The sequence below is a fragment of the Paracoccus sp. (in: a-proteobacteria) genome (assembly GCF_030538695.1).
In the GTDB taxonomy this organism is placed as follows: Bacteria; Pseudomonadota; Alphaproteobacteria; order Rhodobacterales; family Rhodobacteraceae; genus Paracoccus.
Map to the genome: position 1 here is coordinate 68,660 of NZ_JAUNTN010000017.1, position 18,065 is coordinate 86,724.

Here is an 18,065-nt window from a genome sequence, read left to right on the forward strand (position 1 = left end):
GCAAGGGATGGATGGGCCTGTGCGATGAACCGGGGGTATGCTGCCCCCCTTGCGCTTGCGGGGACAGGGTATGATATATGGCCTGTGCAGTGGTCCGATCCGCTGTTTTGTGCAAGGCTTAACATGGCGTCTTTGCCTCCGGCCGCCGATCCGCAACCGGCATCCGATATATCCCAATCCGCTGAACATTCTGACCATGCCACTCAGCACGGTTCGACCGCTGCGCTGACCTTGGCGGCGATCGGCGTGGTCTACGGCGATATTGGCACCTCGCCGCTTTATGCGCTGCGCGAATCGCTGAGCCACGCGCATGAGGAAGGCATGGCCGAAACGGCTGTCGTCGGCATTATCTCGCTGCTGATCTGGACGGTCATGCTGATCGTGACGCTGAAATATGTGCTGCTGATCCTGCGGGCCGATAACAACGGCGAAGGCGGCACGCTGTCGCTGGTCGCCAAGGCATCCGAGGCGCTTGGCAACCGTTCTGGCAAGCTGCTGTTGATCGGGATTGTCGGCGTGTCGCTGTTTTTTGGCGATGCGATGATTACCCCGGCAATTTCCGTCATGTCAGCGGTCGAAGGGCTGGAGCTGGTTCTGCCCGCCGCCGATAATCTGGTGGTGCCAGTCACGCTGGCGGTCGTCTTTGTGCTGTTTTGGGTGCAGCGGTCAGGCACCGGGCGGGTGGCGCGCTTTTTTGGCCCGATCATGGTGATCTGGTTTCTGGTCATGGCCGGGCTTGGCCTGTCGCATATTGCGGATGACGGGCGTATTTTGCGGGCGCTGAACCCCTATTACGCGGGTGAGTTCCTGTTGACAAAAGGGTATGCGGCGCTGCCGGTCCTCGGCTCGGTCTTTCTGGCGGTGACAGGGGCCGAGGCGCTTTATGCTGATATGGGCCATTTCGGTCGTCGGCCGGTCCGCATCGCATGGGGCGCATTGGTGCTGCCCGCGCTGCTGTTGGCCTATCTGGGGCAGGGGGCGATGGTGCTGGCCCGGCCTGAGACGGCCGCCAATCCATTTTTCCTGATGGTGCCGGACTGGTTCACCCTGCCGCTGATCTTGCTGGCAACACTGGCCACGGTCATTGCCAGTCAGGCGGTGATTTCGGGCGCATTTTCGGTGGCCCAACAAGCGGTGCAGCTTGGCCTGATCCCGCGTCTGGAAATCCGCCACACCTCGGAGACGCAGCGTGGCCAGATCTACATGCCGCGGGTCAATGTTGTGTTGCTGATCGGTGTGGTGGCACTGGTGCTGGCGTTTCAGTCATCGGCGGCTTTGGCCAATGCTTATGGCATCGCGGTGACGGGTGATATGGTCATTACCTCGCTGCTGGCGGTGGTGGTGTTCCGTTGGGCATGGGGATGGCGCTGGTGGGCTATCGCGCTGGTCATGGTGCCGATCCTGAGCATCGAGATGATTTTCCTGACCGCCAACCTTATCAAAGTGTTCGATGGCGGCTGGATTCCGCTGGTGCTGGCGGCAATGATGGTCACGCTGATGGTGGTCTGGCGGCGTGGTTCGGCGGCGGTGCAACGGCGGATTTCCTCTGACAGCGTGCCGCTTGGGCTGATCGCGGAAAAGCTGACCGCGCGAGAGCCGCGGATCGTTCCCGGCACAGCGGTTTTCCTGACTGCCGATCCAGACACAGCGCCGCCCGCGCTGATGCACAACCTGAAGCATAACCATGTGCTGCATGAGCGTAACTTCGTGGTTCGGGTCGTCACCTCCAACGGCCCGCGTGTGGCTGATGGCAGCCGGTTGCGGATGGAACAGGTCGGGCCGCGTTTCTGGCGTGTCTGGCTGACCTTTGGCTATACCGAGCAACCCAATGTTCCGCGCGCTCTGACCGAGGCCCGACGTCAGGGACACAAGTTCGACATCATGTCTACCTCGTTTTTCCTGAACCGCCGCTCGCTGCGTGTGGGGCAGGGACGGCTGATGCCAAACTGGATGGCGCGGGTTTATGCCGGGCTTTACCGCACCGGGTCCGAGCCGACCAATTTCTATCGCCTGCCGTCAAACCGGGTGGTGGAACTGGGACAACAGATTAACCTTTAGGTCCGGTTGCACGGGCAGAAGCCTCCGGCGGGGATATTTACAGACAGCAGATACCATCTTTTGTCCTTAAATATCCCCGCCGGAGGCATGAGACCTATGCCGCGCAGAGTGCCGCTTTGGCTTTGGCGTATTCGTCAGCAAGCTGGTCGATATAGGCAGCGGCGGGTTGAACCTGGCGGATGGCACCGATACCCTGACCCGCGCCCCAAATCTGGCTCCATGCTTTTGGTTTGGCGCTTTCAAAGCTCATGGATGAGGCGTCGGCGCTGGCCAGATTGTCGGGGTCCAGCCCCGCGTTGCGGATCGAAGGGGCCAGGTAGTTGCCCGAAACCCCTGTGAACAGCGACGAGGTGACAATATCCATTGCGCCTGAATCAACGATCATCTGTTTGTAGTCCGGCTGCGCCCGCGTCTCATCCGTGGCGATGAAGGGGCTGCCGATATAGGCGAGATCCGCCCCCGCCGCCTGCGCCGCCAGCACCGCGCGGCCGGTGGCAATCGCGCCCGACAGCAGCAGCGGGCCGTCGAACCAGTCGCGGATTTCCTGAAGCAGCGCAAAGGGTGACTGCGCACCGGCGTGGCCACCTGCGCCTGCGGCCACGGCAATCAGCCCGTCGGCGCCTTTTTCAATCGCCTTTTTCGCAAAGACATTGTTAATCACGTCATGCAGCGCAATCCCGCCGCAGTCATGGGCGGCTGCATTGACCTCGGGCCGGGCGCCAAGGCTGGTAATCCAGATCGGGACGCGGTGGCGATGGCAGATTTCGATGTCGCGTTCCAGCCGCGAGTTGCTGCGATGCACGATCTGGTTCACCGCGAACGGCGCGGCAGGGCGGTCCGGGTTGGCCTGATTGTGACGGTCCAGTTCCTCGGTGATCTGCGTCAGCCATGCGTCCAGCAGCGGCGGCTCGCCATCCTTTTCGCGGGCGTTCAGCGCCGGAAAACTGCCGACGATCCCGGCCTTGCATTGGGCGATGACCAGTTCCGGTCCCGACAGGATGAACATGGGCGAGGCCATGACGGGGATGCGCAGTTTTTGCAGAATGGGGGGCAGCATAATGTGGTCCTCTCTCCTCTTTCGGTCATGCTGAACGGCGGCGCGGGGCGCGTCCAGCAGGACGCCGCGTCAGGCCGCCATGACCGCGTGAACCGCCCGTGACCATGCCGCCAGCCGCCTGTCGCGGGTGGCGCTGTCCATCGTTGGCTCAAAGCGGCGGTCCAGCGCCCATGTGGCAGCGAATCCTTCGGCGTCAGGGTAAATCCCGGCACGATGCCCGGCCAGCCATGCCGCGCCGAGTGCCGTGGTTTCCACCCCGCGCGGGCGATCCACCGGCGCGCCGAGGATGTCCGCCAGAAACTGCATTGCGGGATCAGAGGCGCTCATCCCGCCATCGACGCGCAGGATGGCTTCGCCCGCCGTTCCTGTCGCGCCCCAGTCGTCGCGCATCGCAGCCCACAGGTCATGGGTCTGAAAGCCCACGCTTTCCAGCGCCGCGCGGGCGAATTCGCGGGGGCCGGAATTGCGGGTCAGGCCAAAGACCGCACCCCGGCAATCGGGCCGCCAATAAGGTGCGCCAAGCCCGGTAAAGGCGGGGACAAGGATCAGTTCCTGCGTCGGGTCCGCCTGTTCCGCCAGCGTCGCGGTTTCCGGCGCAGACCGGATCAGCCCCAAGCCGTCGCGCAGCCATTGCACCACCGCCCCGGCGATAAAGATTGAGCCTTCCAGCGCGTAAACCGCCTTGCCGTCAAGCTGATAGGCAATCGTGGTCAGCAGCCGGTTGCGGCCGGTCACGGGCGCGTCTCCGGTGTTGAGCAGCGCAAAGCAGCCGGTGCCATAGGTCGATTTCATCATTCCCGGCTGAAAGCAGGCCTGACCGATGGTCGCCGCCTGCTGATCGCCCGCGACGCCCAGGATCGGCACCTTGCGCCCGAACAGATCGGCCCGCGTCATGCCGAAATCCGAGGCGCAGTCGTGCACTTCGGGCAGCATCGACATTGGCACCCCGAACAGTGCGCACAGATCAGCGTCCCATGCGCCCTTGCGAATGTCGTAAAGCATGGTCCGCGCGGCATTGGTCGCGTCGGTGACATGGGCGCGACCGTCCGTCAGTTTCCAGATCAGGAAGCTGTCCACCGTGCCAAAGGCCAGATGCCCGGCCTGCGCCGCCGCCTGTGCGCCGTCCACATTGTCCAGCAGCCAGCGGATTTTCGTGGCGCTGAAATAGGGGTCCAGCAGCAGGCCGGTGCGGCTGCGGATCAGGTCTTCATGTTCGCGCAGGGCCGCACAGAGGCCAGCGGTGCGGCGGTCCTGCCAGACGATTGCACGGTGAATCGGCTGGCCGGTGCGGCGGTCCCAGACAAGTGTGGTTTCGCGCTGGTTGGTGATACCGATGCCCGCCAGAGGCGGGTTGCCCGCCCGTTCCAGCGCCGCGCGGGCCGTGGCGGCAACGGTGGACCACAGATCATCCGCATCATGTTCCACCCAACCGCTGTTGGGATAGTGCTGCGCGAACTCCTCCTGATGGCTGGCGACGGGCTGCATGTCCGGGCCAAAGACGATGCTGCGGCTGGAGGTCGTCCCCTGATCTATCGCCAGAATATGCGTCATGCGCCCGCCCTTTCGGCCATATATGCGGCCACCGCTGTCTGTTGTGCCGCGTCCAGCCGCAGCCCCAGCTTGGACCGCCGCCACAGCGCATCATCCGCCGTGTGCGCCCATTCGCGGGCCATCATCCAGTCCAGTTCCGCCTGACACAAGCCGCCACCGAAATCGCGGCCCGGTCCGTTGGCCAGCATCGCTTCGGCCTCGGTGCCATAGGCGCGGATCAGGCGCAGGGCTTGCGCCTCGGGCAGATCATGGGCCTTGCGCAGCGCCTCGACCAGCGCAGGAACGCCATCCACCGGGAAATCACCGCCGGGCAGGGGGACGCCTGCCGTCCACGCCGGGCGGGCCTGCGGAAAGAACGGGGTCAGCTTCATCAGCGCCGCTTCTGCAAGCCGCCGATAGGTGGTGATCTTGCCGCCAAAGACATTCAGCACCGGGGCGCTGTCCGTATCCAGCGACAGGACGTAATCCCGCGTGGCCGCCGTGGCGGAACTGGCACCATCGTCATACAGCGGGCGCACCCCGGAATAGGTCCAGACCACCTGATCGGGGGTGACGGGGCGGGCGAAATACTGGCTGGCGAAACGGCACAGGTAATCGACCTCGGCCGGGGAACACTCGGCCTCGCCCGGTGCGCCCTGATGGTCCTGATCGGTGGTGCCAATCAGGGTAAAGTCCTGCTCGAACGGGATTGCAAAGATGATCCGCCCGTCGGGGCCTTGGAAGAAATAACAACGATCATGGTCGAACAGGCGGCGCGTGACGATATGGCTGCCGCGCACCAGACGGATACGCTCGGGGCTGTCAATATGGGTCACGTCGCGGATCACCTGCGCCACCCAAGGCCCGCCCGCATTGACCAGCGCGCGGGCCTGATGCACCTGCCGCCCGTCGGGGCCTTCGGTGGTGATGCGCCACAGGTTGTTTTCGCGCCGCGCATCGGTGACGCGGGTGCGGGTCAGGATTTCGGCACCGCGCGCCTGCGCATCACGGGCGTTCAGCACCACCAGCCGGGCGTCCTGCACCCAGCAGTCGGAATATTCATAGGCCAGCCGCGCACCGCGTTTCAGCGGCACGCCCGCCGGGTCGCCGGTCAGGTCCAGTTTGCGGGTGCCGGGCAGGATCTTGCGCCCGCCCATATGGTCGTAAAGAAACAGCCCCAGACGGATCAGCCAGGCCGGGCGGCGGCCCTTCATCCACGGCATGAACAGCCGCAGCAGCCGCGATGTGGGCGTGTCATTGTCAAAGCGCATATCCGGCAGAATCGGCAGCACGAAGCGCATCGGCCATGAAATATGCGGCATGGCCCGCAGCAGGGTCTCGCGCTCATGCAGGGCTTCGCGGACCAGACGGAACTCGAAATATTCCAGATAGCGCAGCCCGCCGTGGAACAGTTTGGTCGAGGCCGAGCTGGTTGCCTGCGCCAGATCGCCCATTTCCGCCAGCCGCACCGACAGCCCGCGACCGGCGGCGTCCCGCGCAATGCCACAGCCGTTGATGCCGCCGCCGATCACGAAAATATCCACGGGTTTTTGCTGCATGATCTGCCCTCTTTCTTTGGCGGCACATCATGCGAAAACGCGGCGGTTGTCAAACCGCCGCGTCGTGTTTTCATGGCTGGCTTACCGGGTCTAGGCGCGCAGATCGAAACGGTCGGCTTCCATCACCTTGACCCATACGGCGACGAAATCGCGGGCGAATTTACCTGCATTGTCGTCCTGCGCATAGACTTCGGCATAGGCCCGCAGGATCGAGTTCGACCCGAACACCAGATCGACCCGCGTGGCGGTCCATTTCACCGTATCCGATTTGCGGTCACGGATTTCATAGAGGTTTTCACCAACCGGCACCCATTTATTCGCCATATCGGTCAGATTGACGAAGAAATCATTGGTCAGCGCGCCGGGACGGTCGGTGAACACGCCATGCGCGGTGCCGCCGTAGTTGGTGCCAAGCGCGCGCATCCCGCCGACCAGAACGGTCATTTCCGGCGCTGTCAGCCCCAGCAGTTGCGCCCCGTCCAGCAGCAGCTCTTCGGGCTGAACGGCATAGTCCTTCTTCAGCCAGTTGCGGAAACCATCGGCCAGCGGTTCCAACACGTCAAAGGACGCTGCGTCGGTCTGCTCTGCCGTTGCATCGCCACGGCCCGGCGTAAAGGGAACGCTGATGTCGTGACCGGCGGCTTTCAGGGCCTGTTCGATGCCGATATTCCCGGCCAGCACGATCACATCGGCAAGGCTTGCACCGGATTCCGCCGCGATGGGTTCCAGAACCGCCAGCACGCGGGCCAGACGGTCAGGCTCATTGCCCGCCCAGTCCTTTTGCGGGGCCAGACGGATGCGGGCGCCATTCGCGCCGCCGCGCAGGTCCGAGCCACGGAAGGTCCGGGCGCTGTCCCATGCGGTTGCGATCAGATCGGCTTGTGCCAGACCGCTGGCAGCGATCCGCGCCTTGACCGCATCCACGTTCCAGCCGGTCGGGCCGGCGGGGATCGGGTCTTGCCAGATCAGATCCTCGGTCGGCGCCCAAGGGCCGATGTAACGGTCGCGCGGCCCCATGTCGCGGTGGGTCAGCTTGAACCATGCGCGGGCGAACACGTCTTGAAAATAGGCCGGATCGTCGCGGAACTTTTCCATATAGCCGCGATAGATCGGATCGACCTTCATCGCCATATCGGCATCGGTCATCATCGGCATCCGCTTGATCGAAGGGTCATGCGCATCAACAGGCATGTCGGCTTCGTCGATGTCCACCGGCTCCCACTGTTTTGCACCGGCGGGCGAGGTCGTCAGCCGCCATTCGTGATCCAGCAGCATCGACATGAAGCCGCCGTCAAAGGCGGTCGGATGCGTTGTCCACGCACCTTCCAGACCGCTGACAACCACGCCCTTGTTCCGGCTGTTGTTCCAGCCAAGGCCCTGATCCTCGATCGGGGCACCTTCGGGTTCGCGCCCCAGCAAGGCGGCATCGCCGTTGCCATGGCACTTGCCGACGGTGTGGCCGCCAGCGGTCAGCGCGGCGGTTTCCTCGTCATCCATTGCCATGCGGGCAAAGGTCTCGCGCACCTGATCGGCGGTCTTTTGCGGGTCTGGCACGCCATTGACGCCCTCGGGGTTCACATAGATCAGGCCCATCTGAACGGCGGACAGCGGGTTTTCCAGCGTCTCGGGGCGGCTCACATCGCCATAACGACTGTCAGAGGGGGCCAGCCATTCCATCTCATCGCCCCAATAGATGTCCTCCTCGGGGTGCCAGATGTCTTCACGGCCAAAGGCGAAGCCATAGGTCTTGAGGCCCATGGATTCATAAGCCACCGTCCCGGCCAGAATAATCAGATCGGCCCATGACAGCTTGTTGCCATATTTCTTTTTCACCGGCCACAGCAGGCGGCGGATCTTGTCGGTGCCACTGTTGTCCGGCCATGAGTTCAGCGGTGCGAACCGCTGGTTGCCGGTGCTGGCACCGCCGCGACCGTCCTGCATCCGGTAGCTGCCGGCCATGTGCCAGGCCATGCGCACCATGCTGCCGCCATAATGACCGTAATCGGCGGGCCACCAGTCCTGACTGTCGGTCATCAGTGCGGTAACGTCGCGCTTGACGGCCTCGAAATCCAGCGTTTTCACGGCCTCGCGATAGTTGAAGTCCGGGTCCAGCGGGTTGGTCTTGCGGTCATGCTGAGACAGGATGTCCAGCTTCAGCGTGTTCGGCCACCAGCGCGTGACCGATTGCTTCGTTTCGGTGTTGGCGCCGTGCAGCACCGGGCATTTACCAGCGGGTCTGTCGTTTCCGTCCATCTTGGCTCTCCATCGGCTCGGGTGGATGCGGGCTTGCATGGACCCAACCCGAAACGGCCGGGGGCGTTCCCGCAGATCTTCGGATCAAGGCTAACTGGGATGGGGGATAATTTCTAATTGCATTGCCTGACACCTGCGATAAGAAAGCCTTATGATCGGCGTCACCATGAAACATCTGCGCTATTTCGAGGCCTTGGCCCGGCTGGGTCATTTTGGCCGCGCCGCCGAGGATTGTGCGATCAGCCAACCCGCCCTGTCCATGCAGGTGCGTGAGCTGGAAGGGCTGGTCGGCGCGCCGCTGGTCGAGCGCAGCCCGCGCGGTATTCGCCTGACCGCCTTGGGTGAAGATTTCGCCGCCCGCGCCCGTGATATTCTGCGGGCGGTCGATGGGTTGGGTGATCTGGCCCGCGCCGCCAAAGGTCCGCTGGGCGGGCGGTTGCGGCTGGGGGTGATCCCGACGATTGCGCCCTATCTTCTGCCCCGGATCATTACCCGGTTGGGGCAGGCTTTCCCCGGTCTTTCCCTGCAACCACGCGAAACCGTGACCAGCCGCCTGATCGACGATCTGCTGGAAGCACGGCTGGATATGGCCGTTGTCGCCCTGCCGGTCTCGGAACCCGGCTTGCATGAAGAACCGCTGTTTCAGGAGGAGTTCCTGCTGGTCCGTCACCGCGATCAGGCCGATCAGCCTGTTCCCTGCGCAGAGGGCCTGCGTGAAATGCGCCTGCTGCTGCTGGAGGAGGGGCATTGCTTCCGCGATCAGGCGCTGTCTTTTTGCAACATCTCTGGTCCGGCCACGCATGAGCAGATGGAGGGCAGTTCGCTGGCCACGCTGGTGCAGATGGTTGGCGCAGGGATCGGAGTGACGCTGATCCCGGAAATGGCGGTGGCGTTGGAAACCCGCAATGCGCCGGTGGCGGTGTCGCGCCTGACGGGCGAACACCCCAGTCGCCGCATTGGTCTGGTCTGGCGCCACAGTAGCCCGTTGGCAGGGCAGTATGCTGAAATCGCAGCACTGCTGCGCAGCGCCTTGGTTCAGAGTGCCACCGGGGTATCCTGAGCGGAGGTTATGACAAACTGCGGCGCATGGGTGTTTATCGTCTCACCAATCACCGCTCTTGCCCTCGCATCTTCGGGCTTTGGCTGGTGATGAGCGGTTGGGTATGTATTTGATTTTTCAGTGAAATATTCAAAGACTCCTTTGGGGTGGGCCAGTCGATCAAAGCCTGTCGAACCTGATAACCCTGCCGGTTAATGCTGTTGCCCCACGCGCTGATCGAAATGTGTCAAAGGGCAGGGGACACAGGTTCAGAAATCCTGCATCGCTGGTGAGCGGGTTCTCGGGTTCAAGTGGCTGAGGGCGGTGCGCGCCTGTGCCGTTGTGGGCTGAAACGGGCGGTTGTCATGATGCTTTACAACGGCAAAGTTGCTCTTGCGCGGTTTTCCCCTGCGATCTGGCCACGGGGGTGAGGTCCGTCAGAGCATCCCGCAGCGCCGCAGCGATCAGCGCCGGAACCTCCGCATTGGTGCCGACCGGCGGACAAAGCGCGATCCGCGCCTGGGCCTGCATCACCAATTCGGGAATGTCGTCGCTGGCATGGCTGGCGGCGGTGGCGAAAAACGGCAGGCAAATAGCGGGCTGCGGCCTGTGTTGCGGGTCGTCCAGAACCTCGCTCAACCAAGGGGCTTGCTCCAGAAATCCGGTTTCGACACGGGCGAAATCACCAAAAGCCGCAATCTGATCGGCAAAGGCGCGGGTGGCCGTGGCCGACAGGTCCGACTTCGACGAACCATGCCCGGCCACGATCAGACGCGCCTTTGCCGGGCGGATCCCGGCCTTGGCGGCCTGTTCCAGCGCCAGCCGCCGCCCGATCGCGGGCAGCGCATCATCCTGCCCCAGAGGCGCAAGCTGCACCCAATCTGCCGCACCTGCTGCGTGTAACCGGCGCGGCAATTCGGATCGGGTGAACCAGCCGCCTGCCATGAACAGCGGATAGACCACCTGTGCGCCTTGCGCACGGTTCAGGCTGCACGGGCAGGCCAGCGTTGCGCCGATCACCCGCGCCTCGGGCAACAGCGCCTGAACCTGTGCGGCCAGCGCCTCCAGATCGGCTTGAAGCGGGGCCGGGTTGCCGGGCTGGCCATGCGCGATGATAGCGGCCTCAATCATGCGCAATCCTTCGGCAGCGGTAGCGCAACCTGCGGGTAAAGCCCGGCGACACGGCCGATGATGAACAGGGTCGGTGCGGCCAGCGGGGTGGCAGCCAGCGCGGCGCTGATCCCGGACAGGTTGGCCAGCAACCGTGCTTCACGCGGGGTTGTGGCCTGTGACACCGCCAGAACCGGCGTGTCGTCAGGCAGTCCGTGGGCGATCAGTTGCGCCGTAATATCAGCAATCTTGGCCGCGCCCATATAGACCACCAGTGTGGTATCGGGATCGGCAAGCGAGGCCCAGTTCAGATCCTCGGCCCCTTCGGTGCGGTGGCCGGTGACATAGCGCACGCCGGTCGCCAGCGCCCGATGGGTCAGTCCGACCCCGGTCGAGCAGGCTGCCCCCTGTGCCGCCGTAATACCGGGGATGTAATCATAAGCGACATTGGCCGCGGCGAGTTCGGCGGCCTCCTCGCTGCCGCGACCAAAGATCAGAGGGTCGCCGCCCTTCAGCCGCACCACGGCCAGCCCCTGCCGTGCCAGATCGACAAGCAAGGCGTTGATCTGATCCTGTGGGACGCTGTGAAACCCGGCGGTTTTGCCAACGCTGATCCGGTGTGCGCCATCAGGGATCAGGGCCATGATCTCGGGGCTGACAAGGCGATCATAAACGATCACATCCGCTGCCTGAATCCGGCGCAGCGCCTTGACCGTCAGCAATTCGGGATCACCCGGTCCCGCCCCGATCAGCGTCACCTTACCTGTCATTCTGCGCTGCCCGTCATTCTGGTTTGCCTGTCTTTCTGCTTTGTGCTGCCGCTGTAACCGCAGCGGCAGCCGGGGAAAAGGGCGGCAGGGTCAATCGCGGAACGCCGCAGCAAAGGCGTCGGGCATGGGGAAGGTTTCCAGTGCCTTGATGCGCGCCTCGGCAGACATCTTCCGTGCGGTTTTCTGCACGATCCGCAGCAGCTTGTCGGGGTCCTGAGTCGTTGCGAAATCGCTAAGATAGTGCCGGATGAAGGTGAAGCAGGCCACATCCTCCAGCGCCTGCACCAGCGGGTCGCGCTTGATCCCCTCTTTGCGCAGCATTTGCGCGGTGTGGTCGGCCTCGGCTTGCGGGTAGCCCGCATCCAGCATGATCTGATGGACCTGTTCGGCATGGCGGCGGCCCTGATCGCGGCGCCATGTCAGATAGCCTTCGCGCCCGTCGGGATAGGCGTCGCGGGGCAGGGTCCAGCGTTCGATATGCTGCCCCCGGCAGGCGATTGCCAGCGTGTCAGGCGCATCGGGGAACAACTGGCGCTGTTCCGCGGTCATCCGGCGACCATAGAGCAGCTCAACCGGCTCGCCCGCTTCGGTCCGGGGATCGGCGGCATTGGCGTGGTCGATGGCGGCAAAGGCGGTCTGAAGGCGTGTCTGGGTCATCTGTCTTGATTCGGTTGCGCTGTTAAATGACTGTAGCGGCCTTGGCCCATGCACGCACCCCCTTGTGCGGCAAGATAAAGGCAGGGCTTGCAGCCTGACCGCTCAGGTCGCACAAACGGGCGGTTCCGTTGCAAGAGGCGCATATGTCCGGTTGGTTGAACTTCATTCTGGCGTTTGTGGCTTTTTTCGCCGCGCATATGATCCCGACCCGGCCAAAGCTGCGGGATGGCTTGATCCGCTCTCTGGGCCGGGGTGGTTTCCTGCTGACCTATTCGGCGCTGTCGGTGGTGCTTCTGGCATGGGTGATCCTTGCCGCCGGGACCGCGCCCTTCGTGCCGCTGTGGGATTGGCAACCATGGCTGCGCCATGTGCCGCAGATCGGGATGCTTGCCGCCTGTCTGCTGGTGGCGGTTTCGGTCGGGCGGGTGAATCCGTTTTCGTTCGGCGGCTCTGCCGGGACGTTCGATCCGGCGCAGGCGGGCTGGCTGCGGCTGACCCGGCACCCGCTGTTGCTGGCGCTGGCGCTGTGGGCCTTCACCCATCTGGTGCCGAACGGTGATCTGGCGCATGTGCTGATGTTCGGCATTTTCGGCGGCTTTGCGCTGTTGGGCATGGTTATGCTGGACCGTCGTAACCGCCGCCGTCTGGGGCAGGCCGAATGGCAGGCGCGGCAACAGGCGCTGCGGGTGGCACCTCTGAACCTGTCCGGCATCCTTGGGCCGCGCCCCTTGCTGCGGCTTGGAGCGGGGGTGCTGGTCTATGTGCTGCTGTTGCTGCTGCATGGACCGGTGATCGGGGTCGTGCCTTACTGAAACAGATCGACGACAGCACCACCGCCTGCGGGCGGCTCCAGCCCCAGCCGCGTCCGACAACTGGGCAGGGTGATCCGGTCCAGCCCCTGCGCAAGCGCGTGAACCAGATGGTCGCTGTGTTCTGCTGACGAAGGCAACTGTGCACCGATGCGGGCGAGCTGTTCCAGATTTTGCTGCATATGGTCCAGATTCTGCATAGCAATAACCACGGTCTGATCCGGCGTGCCATGGCTGGCGATATGAACGGACAGCAAATCCTGCAAATCGCGGCTCATGGTGGCAAATTGGGCGAGTTCATGCGACAGGCTGCGCAGAGCGTGGGTCACGGTATCAAGGGCGGCCATTACAGCCGCCCCGTGACCGCCTCGACACAGGCTTTAAGATCCTGCGCCGAGAAGGGCTTTTTAATAAAGTTGTTCATGCCCAGCCGCTTGCCGCGGTTGATGACCTCAGCATCGGCGCGGCCGGTAATCAGAATGAAGCCGGTGTTCTTCAGCCGGTCACTGTTGCGCAGATTTTCCAGCAATTGCAGCCCGTCAATATCGGGCATGTTCAGATCCGAGATCACCAGATGGGCCGGGCGCTGGGTCAGCTCTTTCAGCGCATCACCGGCATGTGCCGCCGAGCGGATGTTGCGGATGCCAAATGCCTCCAGAGACTGAACCAGAAGGCCGCGGCTGGTGGACATATCATCCACCACCATCACATGCAGTTTTTCCTTGATGCTCATAGGGTATCCTTTCACGCCAGCGGGCGGCGGTAAGTGGTTGAATTGACGATTTCCATGGAATTGCGCAGCGCAACCGGCAGGCTTTCGGAGTGGCCGATGAACATCAGCCCGCCGGGGCGCAGGATGTCTGCGATCCGCTGCCACAGCACTTCCTGGCTTGCGCGGTCGAAATAGATCATCACATTGCGGCAGAACACGGCATCGAACGGGCCGCGCACCGGCCAGTCGGCATGCAGGTTGACCCGGTCAAAGCGCATCGACAGACGCAGCCGTTTGTCAATGCTGAACAGCCCGTCAGATGCAGGGCTGAAATAGCGATTGCGGATATCGGCCGGGATGGTGCTGATCTCACGTTCTTCATAGATCCCGGCCTCGGCTGTGGCCAGTGCGGTTTCATCAATGTCCGAGGCGTTGATGCGAAAGCCGGGGGCCTTGCCATCTTGCAGCATATCCAGAACCATGGCGATGGAATAAGGCTCTTGCCCGGTCGAACAGCCCGCCGACCAGACCCGATAGGGTGAGAACAGTTTTTTCGCCCGTGCCTGATAGTCGTCGCGCAGGATGTCGAAATGGTGGCCCTCGCGGAAAAATGCCGTGTGATTGGTGGTGATGGCTGACAGCAGATGCGACACTTCGGCCTTATGTGCGGGGTTCGAGACCAGATCGGCATAGCTTTCCAGATCTTTCAGCCCAAGCGCGCGCAACCGTTTTCCAAGCCGCGCCCGCAAAAGTGCCTGCTTGTCCGGCGAAATGGTGATGCCGGATTCGCGTTCGATGATCCGGCGCAGACGCTCGGTCGGTTCGGGGGGGATACTGGGCTGGTGCATCAGCTGCGCTCCAAGGGTTTCGGAATGACGGTATCGAGGTTCAGGACGCGGATCATGCGTTCATCCAACAGGGTCAGTGCCTTGAGGAAATCGGCATGGGCATCCGAGGGCATCTCGGGCGGGATTTGCAGATTGGCAGTCGGCACGGAGACAATATCGGACACGGCATCGACCAAAAGCCCGACCGAACAGTCGCGCACGCTGACGATGATAATGACCGCCGTATCGGTGGTTTGCACGGGCGGCATCCCAAGGCGCTGCGCCAGATCCAGCACCGGAAGCACCGTGCCGCGCAGGTTGATGACCCCGCACAGATGCGGCGGTGCATAAGGAATTGGGGTCGCCGGGGTCCAGCCGCGGATTTCGCGCACAGCCATGATTTCAATGCAATATTCCTGATCGCCAAGGCGAAAGGACAAAAGTTCGGTTTCGGCGGGTTCAATGTCGCTGATCTGGTTCATGCTGCTTCTCCGGCGAGGATGGCGGGTTGGCTGGTGCGGGCATTGGCGCCCGACATATCGGAAGGGTCGAGGATCAGGGCAATTTGCCCGTCGCCAAGAATGGTCGCGGCGGCAACGCCGGGGATATGGCTGAAATGATCGCCAAGACCTTTGATAACGACCTGGCGCTGATCCATGATCGCATCGACGATAAAGGCCGTGCGGGTGCCGTCATCCGAGGCTGTCAGCAGCACTACGCCCGGATCGGGGGCATCCGGCGGGCGCGAAAAGCCCAGCCGGTCGGCCAGATCAATCAGCGGCAGAATATCGCCGCGCAGCCGGATAACCGTGGTATACGGGCCGATCTTTTCACGCTTGTGATCGCTGAGGGTCGACGTCTCGACAATTGAGGAAATCGGCATGACCATGGTCTGATCCGCTGCGCGAATAACCATTCCGTCCAGCACCGCCAGCGTCAGCGGCAGCGAGATCGAAAAGGTCGTGCCTGTGCCGCGTTCACTGGTTATCGAGATCTTGCCGCCAAGCGCTGAAATGGCGTTCTTTACCACATCCATGCCGACTCCGCGCCCGGACAGGGCCGAAACCTGTGAGGCGGTCGAGAAACCTGGAAGAAACAGCAGGTTGTCGATTTCGGCTTCGGTCAGTTGTGCTTCGGCGTCGATCAGGCCGCGGTTGACGGCGATGCTGAACACACGCTCGCGGTCGATACCACGGCCATCGTCGCTGACCTCGATCAGCACCCGGCCGGCACGGTGGCTGGCCGAAAGGGTGATGGTGCCGGTATCGGATTTGCCGCTGTCATGGCGGCCCTCTGAGGTTTCCAGCCCGTGATCGACGGCGTTGCGGATCATATGGGTCAGCGGATCGGCCAGACGTTCCAGAACGGTCTTGTCAATCTCGGTGGTCTCGCCGCGCGTCACCAGCCGGACCTTTTTGCCGACCGCGCCAGAGGCTTCGCGCACGATGCGAGACATGCGCTGAAACAGCGACTTCACGGGCTGCGCACGGATCATCATTACACTGTCCTGAATGTCGCGGGTCAGGTTCATAAACTCATCCAGCCCGTTGACGACAGCGGGGGCTGTATCTAACCCGGCGTCAGACACGCTTTGCGCCAGCATCGCCTGATTGATGACCAGTTCGCCCACAAGGTTGACCAGCCGGTCCACCCGTTCCAGATCGACGCGGACGGTCGGGGCAGGGCTGTCCTGCGCCGCACGCGCCTCGCCCGAGCGTGGTTCGGTGGGTTGGGCAGATGCTTCTGTGACCGGGGCCGTTTCGGGTATAGTGGCGGGCGCTTCCGGTGTCGCTGGCGTGGCGCGCACGGCGCTGAGAACCGCGCCGCGGATGCTGTCGGCGGGGTCCGCGACTGGGGCAGGGGGCGGGGCTTCGAAGCTCAGCTCGGGCAGGTCCATGCCGCCGCCCGGATGGTCGGGATCGTGCAGGGGACATATCGTCAGGTCGCAGACATCCATCACAAAATCGAAAACCGCCCGGATCGCGGCCTCATCCACGGGGGCTGTCAGGCGTACCTGCCAGCCGAGTTCAGGATGCTCGGCCAGCGCCGGGTCCAGCCGCAAATCACCCTGAAGACAGGTGATCTCGGTCGGGCCAAGCGCCGCCAGCGCCCGCAGATGCGGCAATGCATCATTGCCGCTTTCATAAAAGCCGGGCAGGGGATGGAAGGTGATCTTCCAGCCGCTTTCGCCCTGAGGTTGCGCAGCATCCGGGGCGATGTCGTCCAGATCGCCAAAGCTGAAATCCAACCCGGCGGGGGCGAAATCGACGGGTTCTTCGGTCTCGACCGGCATATCGCCAAGCAGCGCTTCCAGATCGGTCAGAACCGCTTCCGACCCGGCAGGGGGCGGCAGGGCGTCGCGCGCGGCGACCACCTGATCGGCCAGCAGGTCGGCCCCTTGAAAAAACAGCGCCGTCACCTGATCCGACAGGGCCAGCTTGCCCGCGCGCAAAGCGTCAAGGACGGTTTCAAAACGATGTGCGAAACCGACCAAGGCGTCCAGCCCGAAGGCACCGGCCCCGCCCTTGATCGAATGAACCGCGCGGAACACAACATTGATGGTTTCGTCGTCACCCTCACCGTCCTGAAGGATGGTCAGGGCGTCTTGCAGGCTTTCCAGCAATTCCTCACATTCGATGAAAAACGAGGCGCGGATTTCGGCCATCGGGTCGGTCATGGCGGCATCCTTATGCAGCGACGAAGCGGATCGTTTCGATCAGCCGGGTCGGGTCGAAGGGTTTGACGAGCCAGCCGGTTGCACCGGCGGCGCGGGCGCGGGCGCGCAGCTCATCGGCGGATTCGGTCGTCAGAACCAGAATTGGTGTGGCCCGCAGATGGTCCAGCTTGCGCACCGCTTCGATAAAGCCGAATCCGTCCAGACGCGGCATGTTGATGTCCGAGATGATGACATCGGGTGATTCGCTTTCCAGCTTTTCCAGCCCATCCATGCCATCTTCGGCGGTGACGACATCCATGCCCGCCCCGGTCAGGGTCAGGCGCACCATGTCGCGGATTGTGCGGCTGTCATCCACCGCAAGGATTTTCAGGCTCATGCCGGTTCTCCGTCCTCAAATGTGATATTGGGCAGGCCAAAGCTGGCCATAGCCGCGTCAAAAGCGGCGGATCGTGGGGCGATGTGCAGCGCCAGTCCGCGTTCGCGCCAATGCGCGATGCTGGTCAGCAAAAGTTGCAGGCCCAGCCCACCCAGATGCTCGACCATGCCGGCATCCAGCCGCAGCGGCTGGCCGTCATGGTCCAGAATATCGCCGGCCAGATCGCACACATTCGTCAGGTCCAGCCGTGGCGGCAGAGAAACGCAGGCCACTCCCGGTGCGGATGATGTCAGGCTGTTGTCGGTTGTCATGCGGAAACCCTTTCCGGTATCGTTCGACAGCCGGTTATGACCGCACAGGCTTAATATTCCGTTTATGCCACCATGCTGATTGCGGCTTTTTTTGCTCCGCTCCCCAAAAAATGCCGAAAATCTTAATTATTTTCTCGCAGGCACAGGCTGGACAAAGTGCAGTCTGCGCTGTAATGCGCACGCACTTCACAGGCGGGGTATGGGCTGTTGCATGTTGATATGCAGGGTCCGCCGGTGGGGGCTTGGCCCCTGAATTGCCCCGCTCAGGCGCAAACCGGAAAGGAAATGGATATGGCGCTTCCCGAATTCTCCATGCGTCA

Annotated in this window: 16 protein-coding genes and 1 pseudogene; 3 read left to right on the forward strand and 14 right to left on the reverse strand. The window is 63.0% G+C overall.

Going from position 1 to position 18,065, the window contains the following annotated elements; all coding sequences use genetic code 11:
* The first annotated feature begins 123 nt into the window (after positions 1-123).
* Positions 124-2,058 (forward strand): potassium transporter Kup, encoded by a 1,935-nt coding sequence (locus Q4G24_RS11145; RefSeq protein ID WP_303366609.1) that lies wholly within the window; start codon positions 124-126, stop codon positions 2,056-2,058.
* 94 nt (positions 2,059-2,152) lie between these two features.
* Here the strand turns inward: Q4G24_RS11145 and Q4G24_RS11150 are convergent, their stop codons facing one another.
* From Q4G24_RS11150 to katG, 4 genes are all read right to left on the reverse strand, one after another.
* A complete protein-coding gene (locus tag Q4G24_RS11150; RefSeq protein ID WP_303366610.1) occupies positions 2,153-3,115 on the reverse strand; it encodes a nitronate monooxygenase family protein in 963 nt (320 codons plus the stop codon).
* Between the two features lie 69 nt (positions 3,116-3,184).
* On the reverse strand, positions 3,185-4,666 hold the full coding sequence (glpK, locus tag Q4G24_RS11155) for a glycerol kinase GlpK (protein ID WP_303366611.1): 1,482 nt from the start codon (positions 4,664-4,666) through the stop codon (positions 3,185-3,187).
* Entirely contained in the window at positions 4,663-6,204 is a 1,542-nt protein-coding gene (gene glpD / locus Q4G24_RS11160; RefSeq protein ID WP_303366612.1) for a glycerol-3-phosphate dehydrogenase, read from the reverse strand. Before glpD ends, glpK begins: the two co-directional genes overlap by 4 nt.
* Before the next feature lie 90 nt (positions 6,205-6,294).
* A complete protein-coding gene (gene katG, locus Q4G24_RS11165; protein ID WP_303366613.1) occupies positions 6,295-8,457 on the reverse strand; it encodes a catalase/peroxidase HPI in 2,163 nt (720 codons plus the stop codon).
* Between the two features lie 151 nt (positions 8,458-8,608).
* On the opposite strand from katG, the gene Q4G24_RS11170 reads away from it, so the two are divergent.
* Positions 8,609-9,517: a hydrogen peroxide-inducible genes activator gene (locus Q4G24_RS11170; protein ID WP_303366614.1), complete on the forward strand. Its 909-nt coding sequence runs from the start codon at positions 8,609-8,611 to the stop codon at positions 9,515-9,517.
* A 342-nt stretch (positions 9,518-9,859) separates the two neighbouring features.
* Here the strand turns inward: Q4G24_RS11170 and Q4G24_RS11175 are convergent, their stop codons facing one another.
* The 3 genes and pseudogenes from Q4G24_RS11175 to Q4G24_RS11185 all read right to left on the reverse strand — a co-directional run bounded on the left by Q4G24_RS11175 (position 9,860) and on the right by Q4G24_RS11185 (position 12,033).
* Positions 9,860-10,627: a CbiX/SirB N-terminal domain-containing protein gene (locus Q4G24_RS11175; protein ID WP_303366615.1), complete on the reverse strand. Its 768-nt coding sequence runs from the start codon at positions 10,625-10,627 to the stop codon at positions 9,860-9,862.
* Positions 10,624-11,393: pseudogene (gene cobA / locus Q4G24_RS11180) on the reverse strand (uroporphyrinogen-III C-methyltransferase). The gene Q4G24_RS11175 and the pseudogene cobA overlap by 4 nt, the downstream one beginning before the upstream one ends.
* Positions 11,394-11,466: 73 nt before the next feature.
* Positions 11,467-12,033 carry a DUF4202 domain-containing protein gene (locus tag Q4G24_RS11185; protein ID WP_303366616.1) on the reverse strand — a complete coding sequence of 189 codons (567 nt, stop codon included), beginning with the start codon at positions 12,031-12,033 and terminating at the stop codon, positions 11,467-11,469.
* Positions 12,034-12,176: 143 nt separating this feature from the next.
* Here Q4G24_RS11185 and Q4G24_RS11190 point away from each other — a divergent pair, with 143 nt between their 5' ends.
* Positions 12,177-12,845, forward strand: coding sequence for an NnrU family protein (locus Q4G24_RS11190; RefSeq protein ID WP_303366617.1), 669 nt, complete (start codon positions 12,177-12,179; stop codon positions 12,843-12,845).
* On the opposite strand, the gene Q4G24_RS11195 is transcribed toward Q4G24_RS11190, so the two are convergent.
* The 7 genes from Q4G24_RS11195 to Q4G24_RS11225 are packed head-to-tail and all read right to left on the reverse strand — an operon-like array spanning position 12,839 to position 17,745.
* A complete protein-coding gene (locus Q4G24_RS11195; protein ID WP_303366618.1) occupies positions 12,839-13,189 on the reverse strand; it encodes a hypothetical protein in 351 nt (116 codons plus the stop codon). The genes Q4G24_RS11190 and Q4G24_RS11195 overlap by 7 nt on opposite strands.
* Entirely contained in the window at positions 13,189-13,575 is a 387-nt protein-coding gene (locus Q4G24_RS11200) for a response regulator (protein WP_303366619.1), read from the reverse strand. Before Q4G24_RS11200 ends, Q4G24_RS11195 begins: the two co-directional genes overlap by 1 nt.
* Positions 13,576-13,586: 11 nt before the next feature.
* A complete protein-coding gene (locus Q4G24_RS11205) occupies positions 13,587-14,402 on the reverse strand; it encodes a protein-glutamate O-methyltransferase CheR (protein WP_303366620.1) in 816 nt (271 codons plus the stop codon).
* Positions 14,402-14,863: a chemotaxis protein CheW gene (locus tag Q4G24_RS11210; RefSeq protein ID WP_303366621.1), complete on the reverse strand. Its 462-nt coding sequence runs from the start codon at positions 14,861-14,863 to the stop codon at positions 14,402-14,404. The genes Q4G24_RS11205 and Q4G24_RS11210 overlap by 1 nt, the downstream gene beginning before the upstream one ends.
* The gene (locus tag Q4G24_RS11215) at positions 14,860-17,058 is read right to left on the reverse strand and encodes a chemotaxis protein CheA (protein WP_303366622.1); all 2,199 of its coding nucleotides are present in this window, start codon (positions 17,056-17,058) and stop codon (positions 14,860-14,862) included. The genes Q4G24_RS11210 and Q4G24_RS11215 overlap by 4 nt, the downstream gene beginning before the upstream one ends.
* Positions 17,059-17,068: 10 nt before the next feature.
* On the reverse strand, positions 17,069-17,434 hold the full coding sequence (locus Q4G24_RS11220) for a response regulator (protein ID WP_303366623.1): 366 nt from the start codon (positions 17,432-17,434) through the stop codon (positions 17,069-17,071).
* Positions 17,431-17,745, reverse strand: coding sequence for an STAS domain-containing protein (locus tag Q4G24_RS11225; RefSeq protein ID WP_303366624.1), 315 nt, complete (start codon positions 17,743-17,745; stop codon positions 17,431-17,433). Before Q4G24_RS11225 ends, Q4G24_RS11220 begins: the two co-directional genes overlap by 4 nt.
* Positions 17,746-18,065: the final 320 nt, after the last annotated feature.

Excerpts from the sequence above, each read along its gene's own strand:
- Q4G24_RS11225 (WP_303366624.1), bottom strand. The coding sequence starts at position 17,745 with ATGACAACCGACAACAGCCTGACATCATCCGCACCGGGAGTGGCCTGC.
- Q4G24_RS11185 (WP_303366616.1), bottom strand. The coding sequence starts at position 12,033 with ATGACCCAGACACGCCTTCAGACCGCCTTTGCCGCCATCGACCACGCC.
- Q4G24_RS11210 (WP_303366621.1), bottom strand. The coding sequence starts at position 14,863 with ATGAACCAGATCAGCGACATTGAACCCGCCGAAACCGAACTTTTGTCC.
- Q4G24_RS11150 (WP_303366610.1), bottom strand. The coding sequence starts at position 3,115 with ATGCTGCCCCCCATTCTGCAAAAACTGCGCATCCCCGTCATGGCCTCG.
- Q4G24_RS11200 (WP_303366619.1), bottom strand. The coding sequence starts at position 13,575 with ATGAGCATCAAGGAAAAACTGCATGTGATGGTGGTGGATGATATGTCC.
- Q4G24_RS11145 (WP_303366609.1), top strand. The coding sequence starts at position 124 with ATGGCGTCTTTGCCTCCGGCCGCCGATCCGCAACCGGCATCCGATATA.
- Q4G24_RS11170 (WP_303366614.1), top strand. The coding sequence starts at position 8,609 with ATGATCGGCGTCACCATGAAACATCTGCGCTATTTCGAGGCCTTGGCC.
- Q4G24_RS11175 (WP_303366615.1), bottom strand. The coding sequence starts at position 10,627 with ATGATTGAGGCCGCTATCATCGCGCATGGCCAGCCCGGCAACCCGGCC.
- glpD (WP_303366612.1), bottom strand. The coding sequence starts at position 6,204 with ATGCAGCAAAAACCCGTGGATATTTTCGTGATCGGCGGCGGCATCAAC.
- Q4G24_RS11190 (WP_303366617.1), top strand. The coding sequence starts at position 12,177 with ATGTCCGGTTGGTTGAACTTCATTCTGGCGTTTGTGGCTTTTTTCGCC.
- Q4G24_RS11220 (WP_303366623.1), bottom strand. The coding sequence starts at position 17,434 with ATGAGCCTGAAAATCCTTGCGGTGGATGACAGCCGCACAATCCGCGAC.
- glpK (WP_303366611.1), bottom strand. The coding sequence starts at position 4,666 with ATGACGCATATTCTGGCGATAGATCAGGGGACGACCTCCAGCCGCAGC.
- Q4G24_RS11205 (WP_303366620.1), bottom strand. The coding sequence starts at position 14,402 with ATGCACCAGCCCAGTATCCCCCCCGAACCGACCGAGCGTCTGCGCCGG.
- Q4G24_RS11215 (WP_303366622.1), bottom strand. The coding sequence starts at position 17,058 with ATGACCGACCCGATGGCCGAAATCCGCGCCTCGTTTTTCATCGAATGT.
- katG (WP_303366613.1), bottom strand. The coding sequence starts at position 8,457 with ATGGACGGAAACGACAGACCCGCTGGTAAATGCCCGGTGCTGCACGGC.
- Q4G24_RS11195 (WP_303366618.1), bottom strand. The coding sequence starts at position 13,189 with ATGGCCGCCCTTGATACCGTGACCCACGCTCTGCGCAGCCTGTCGCAT.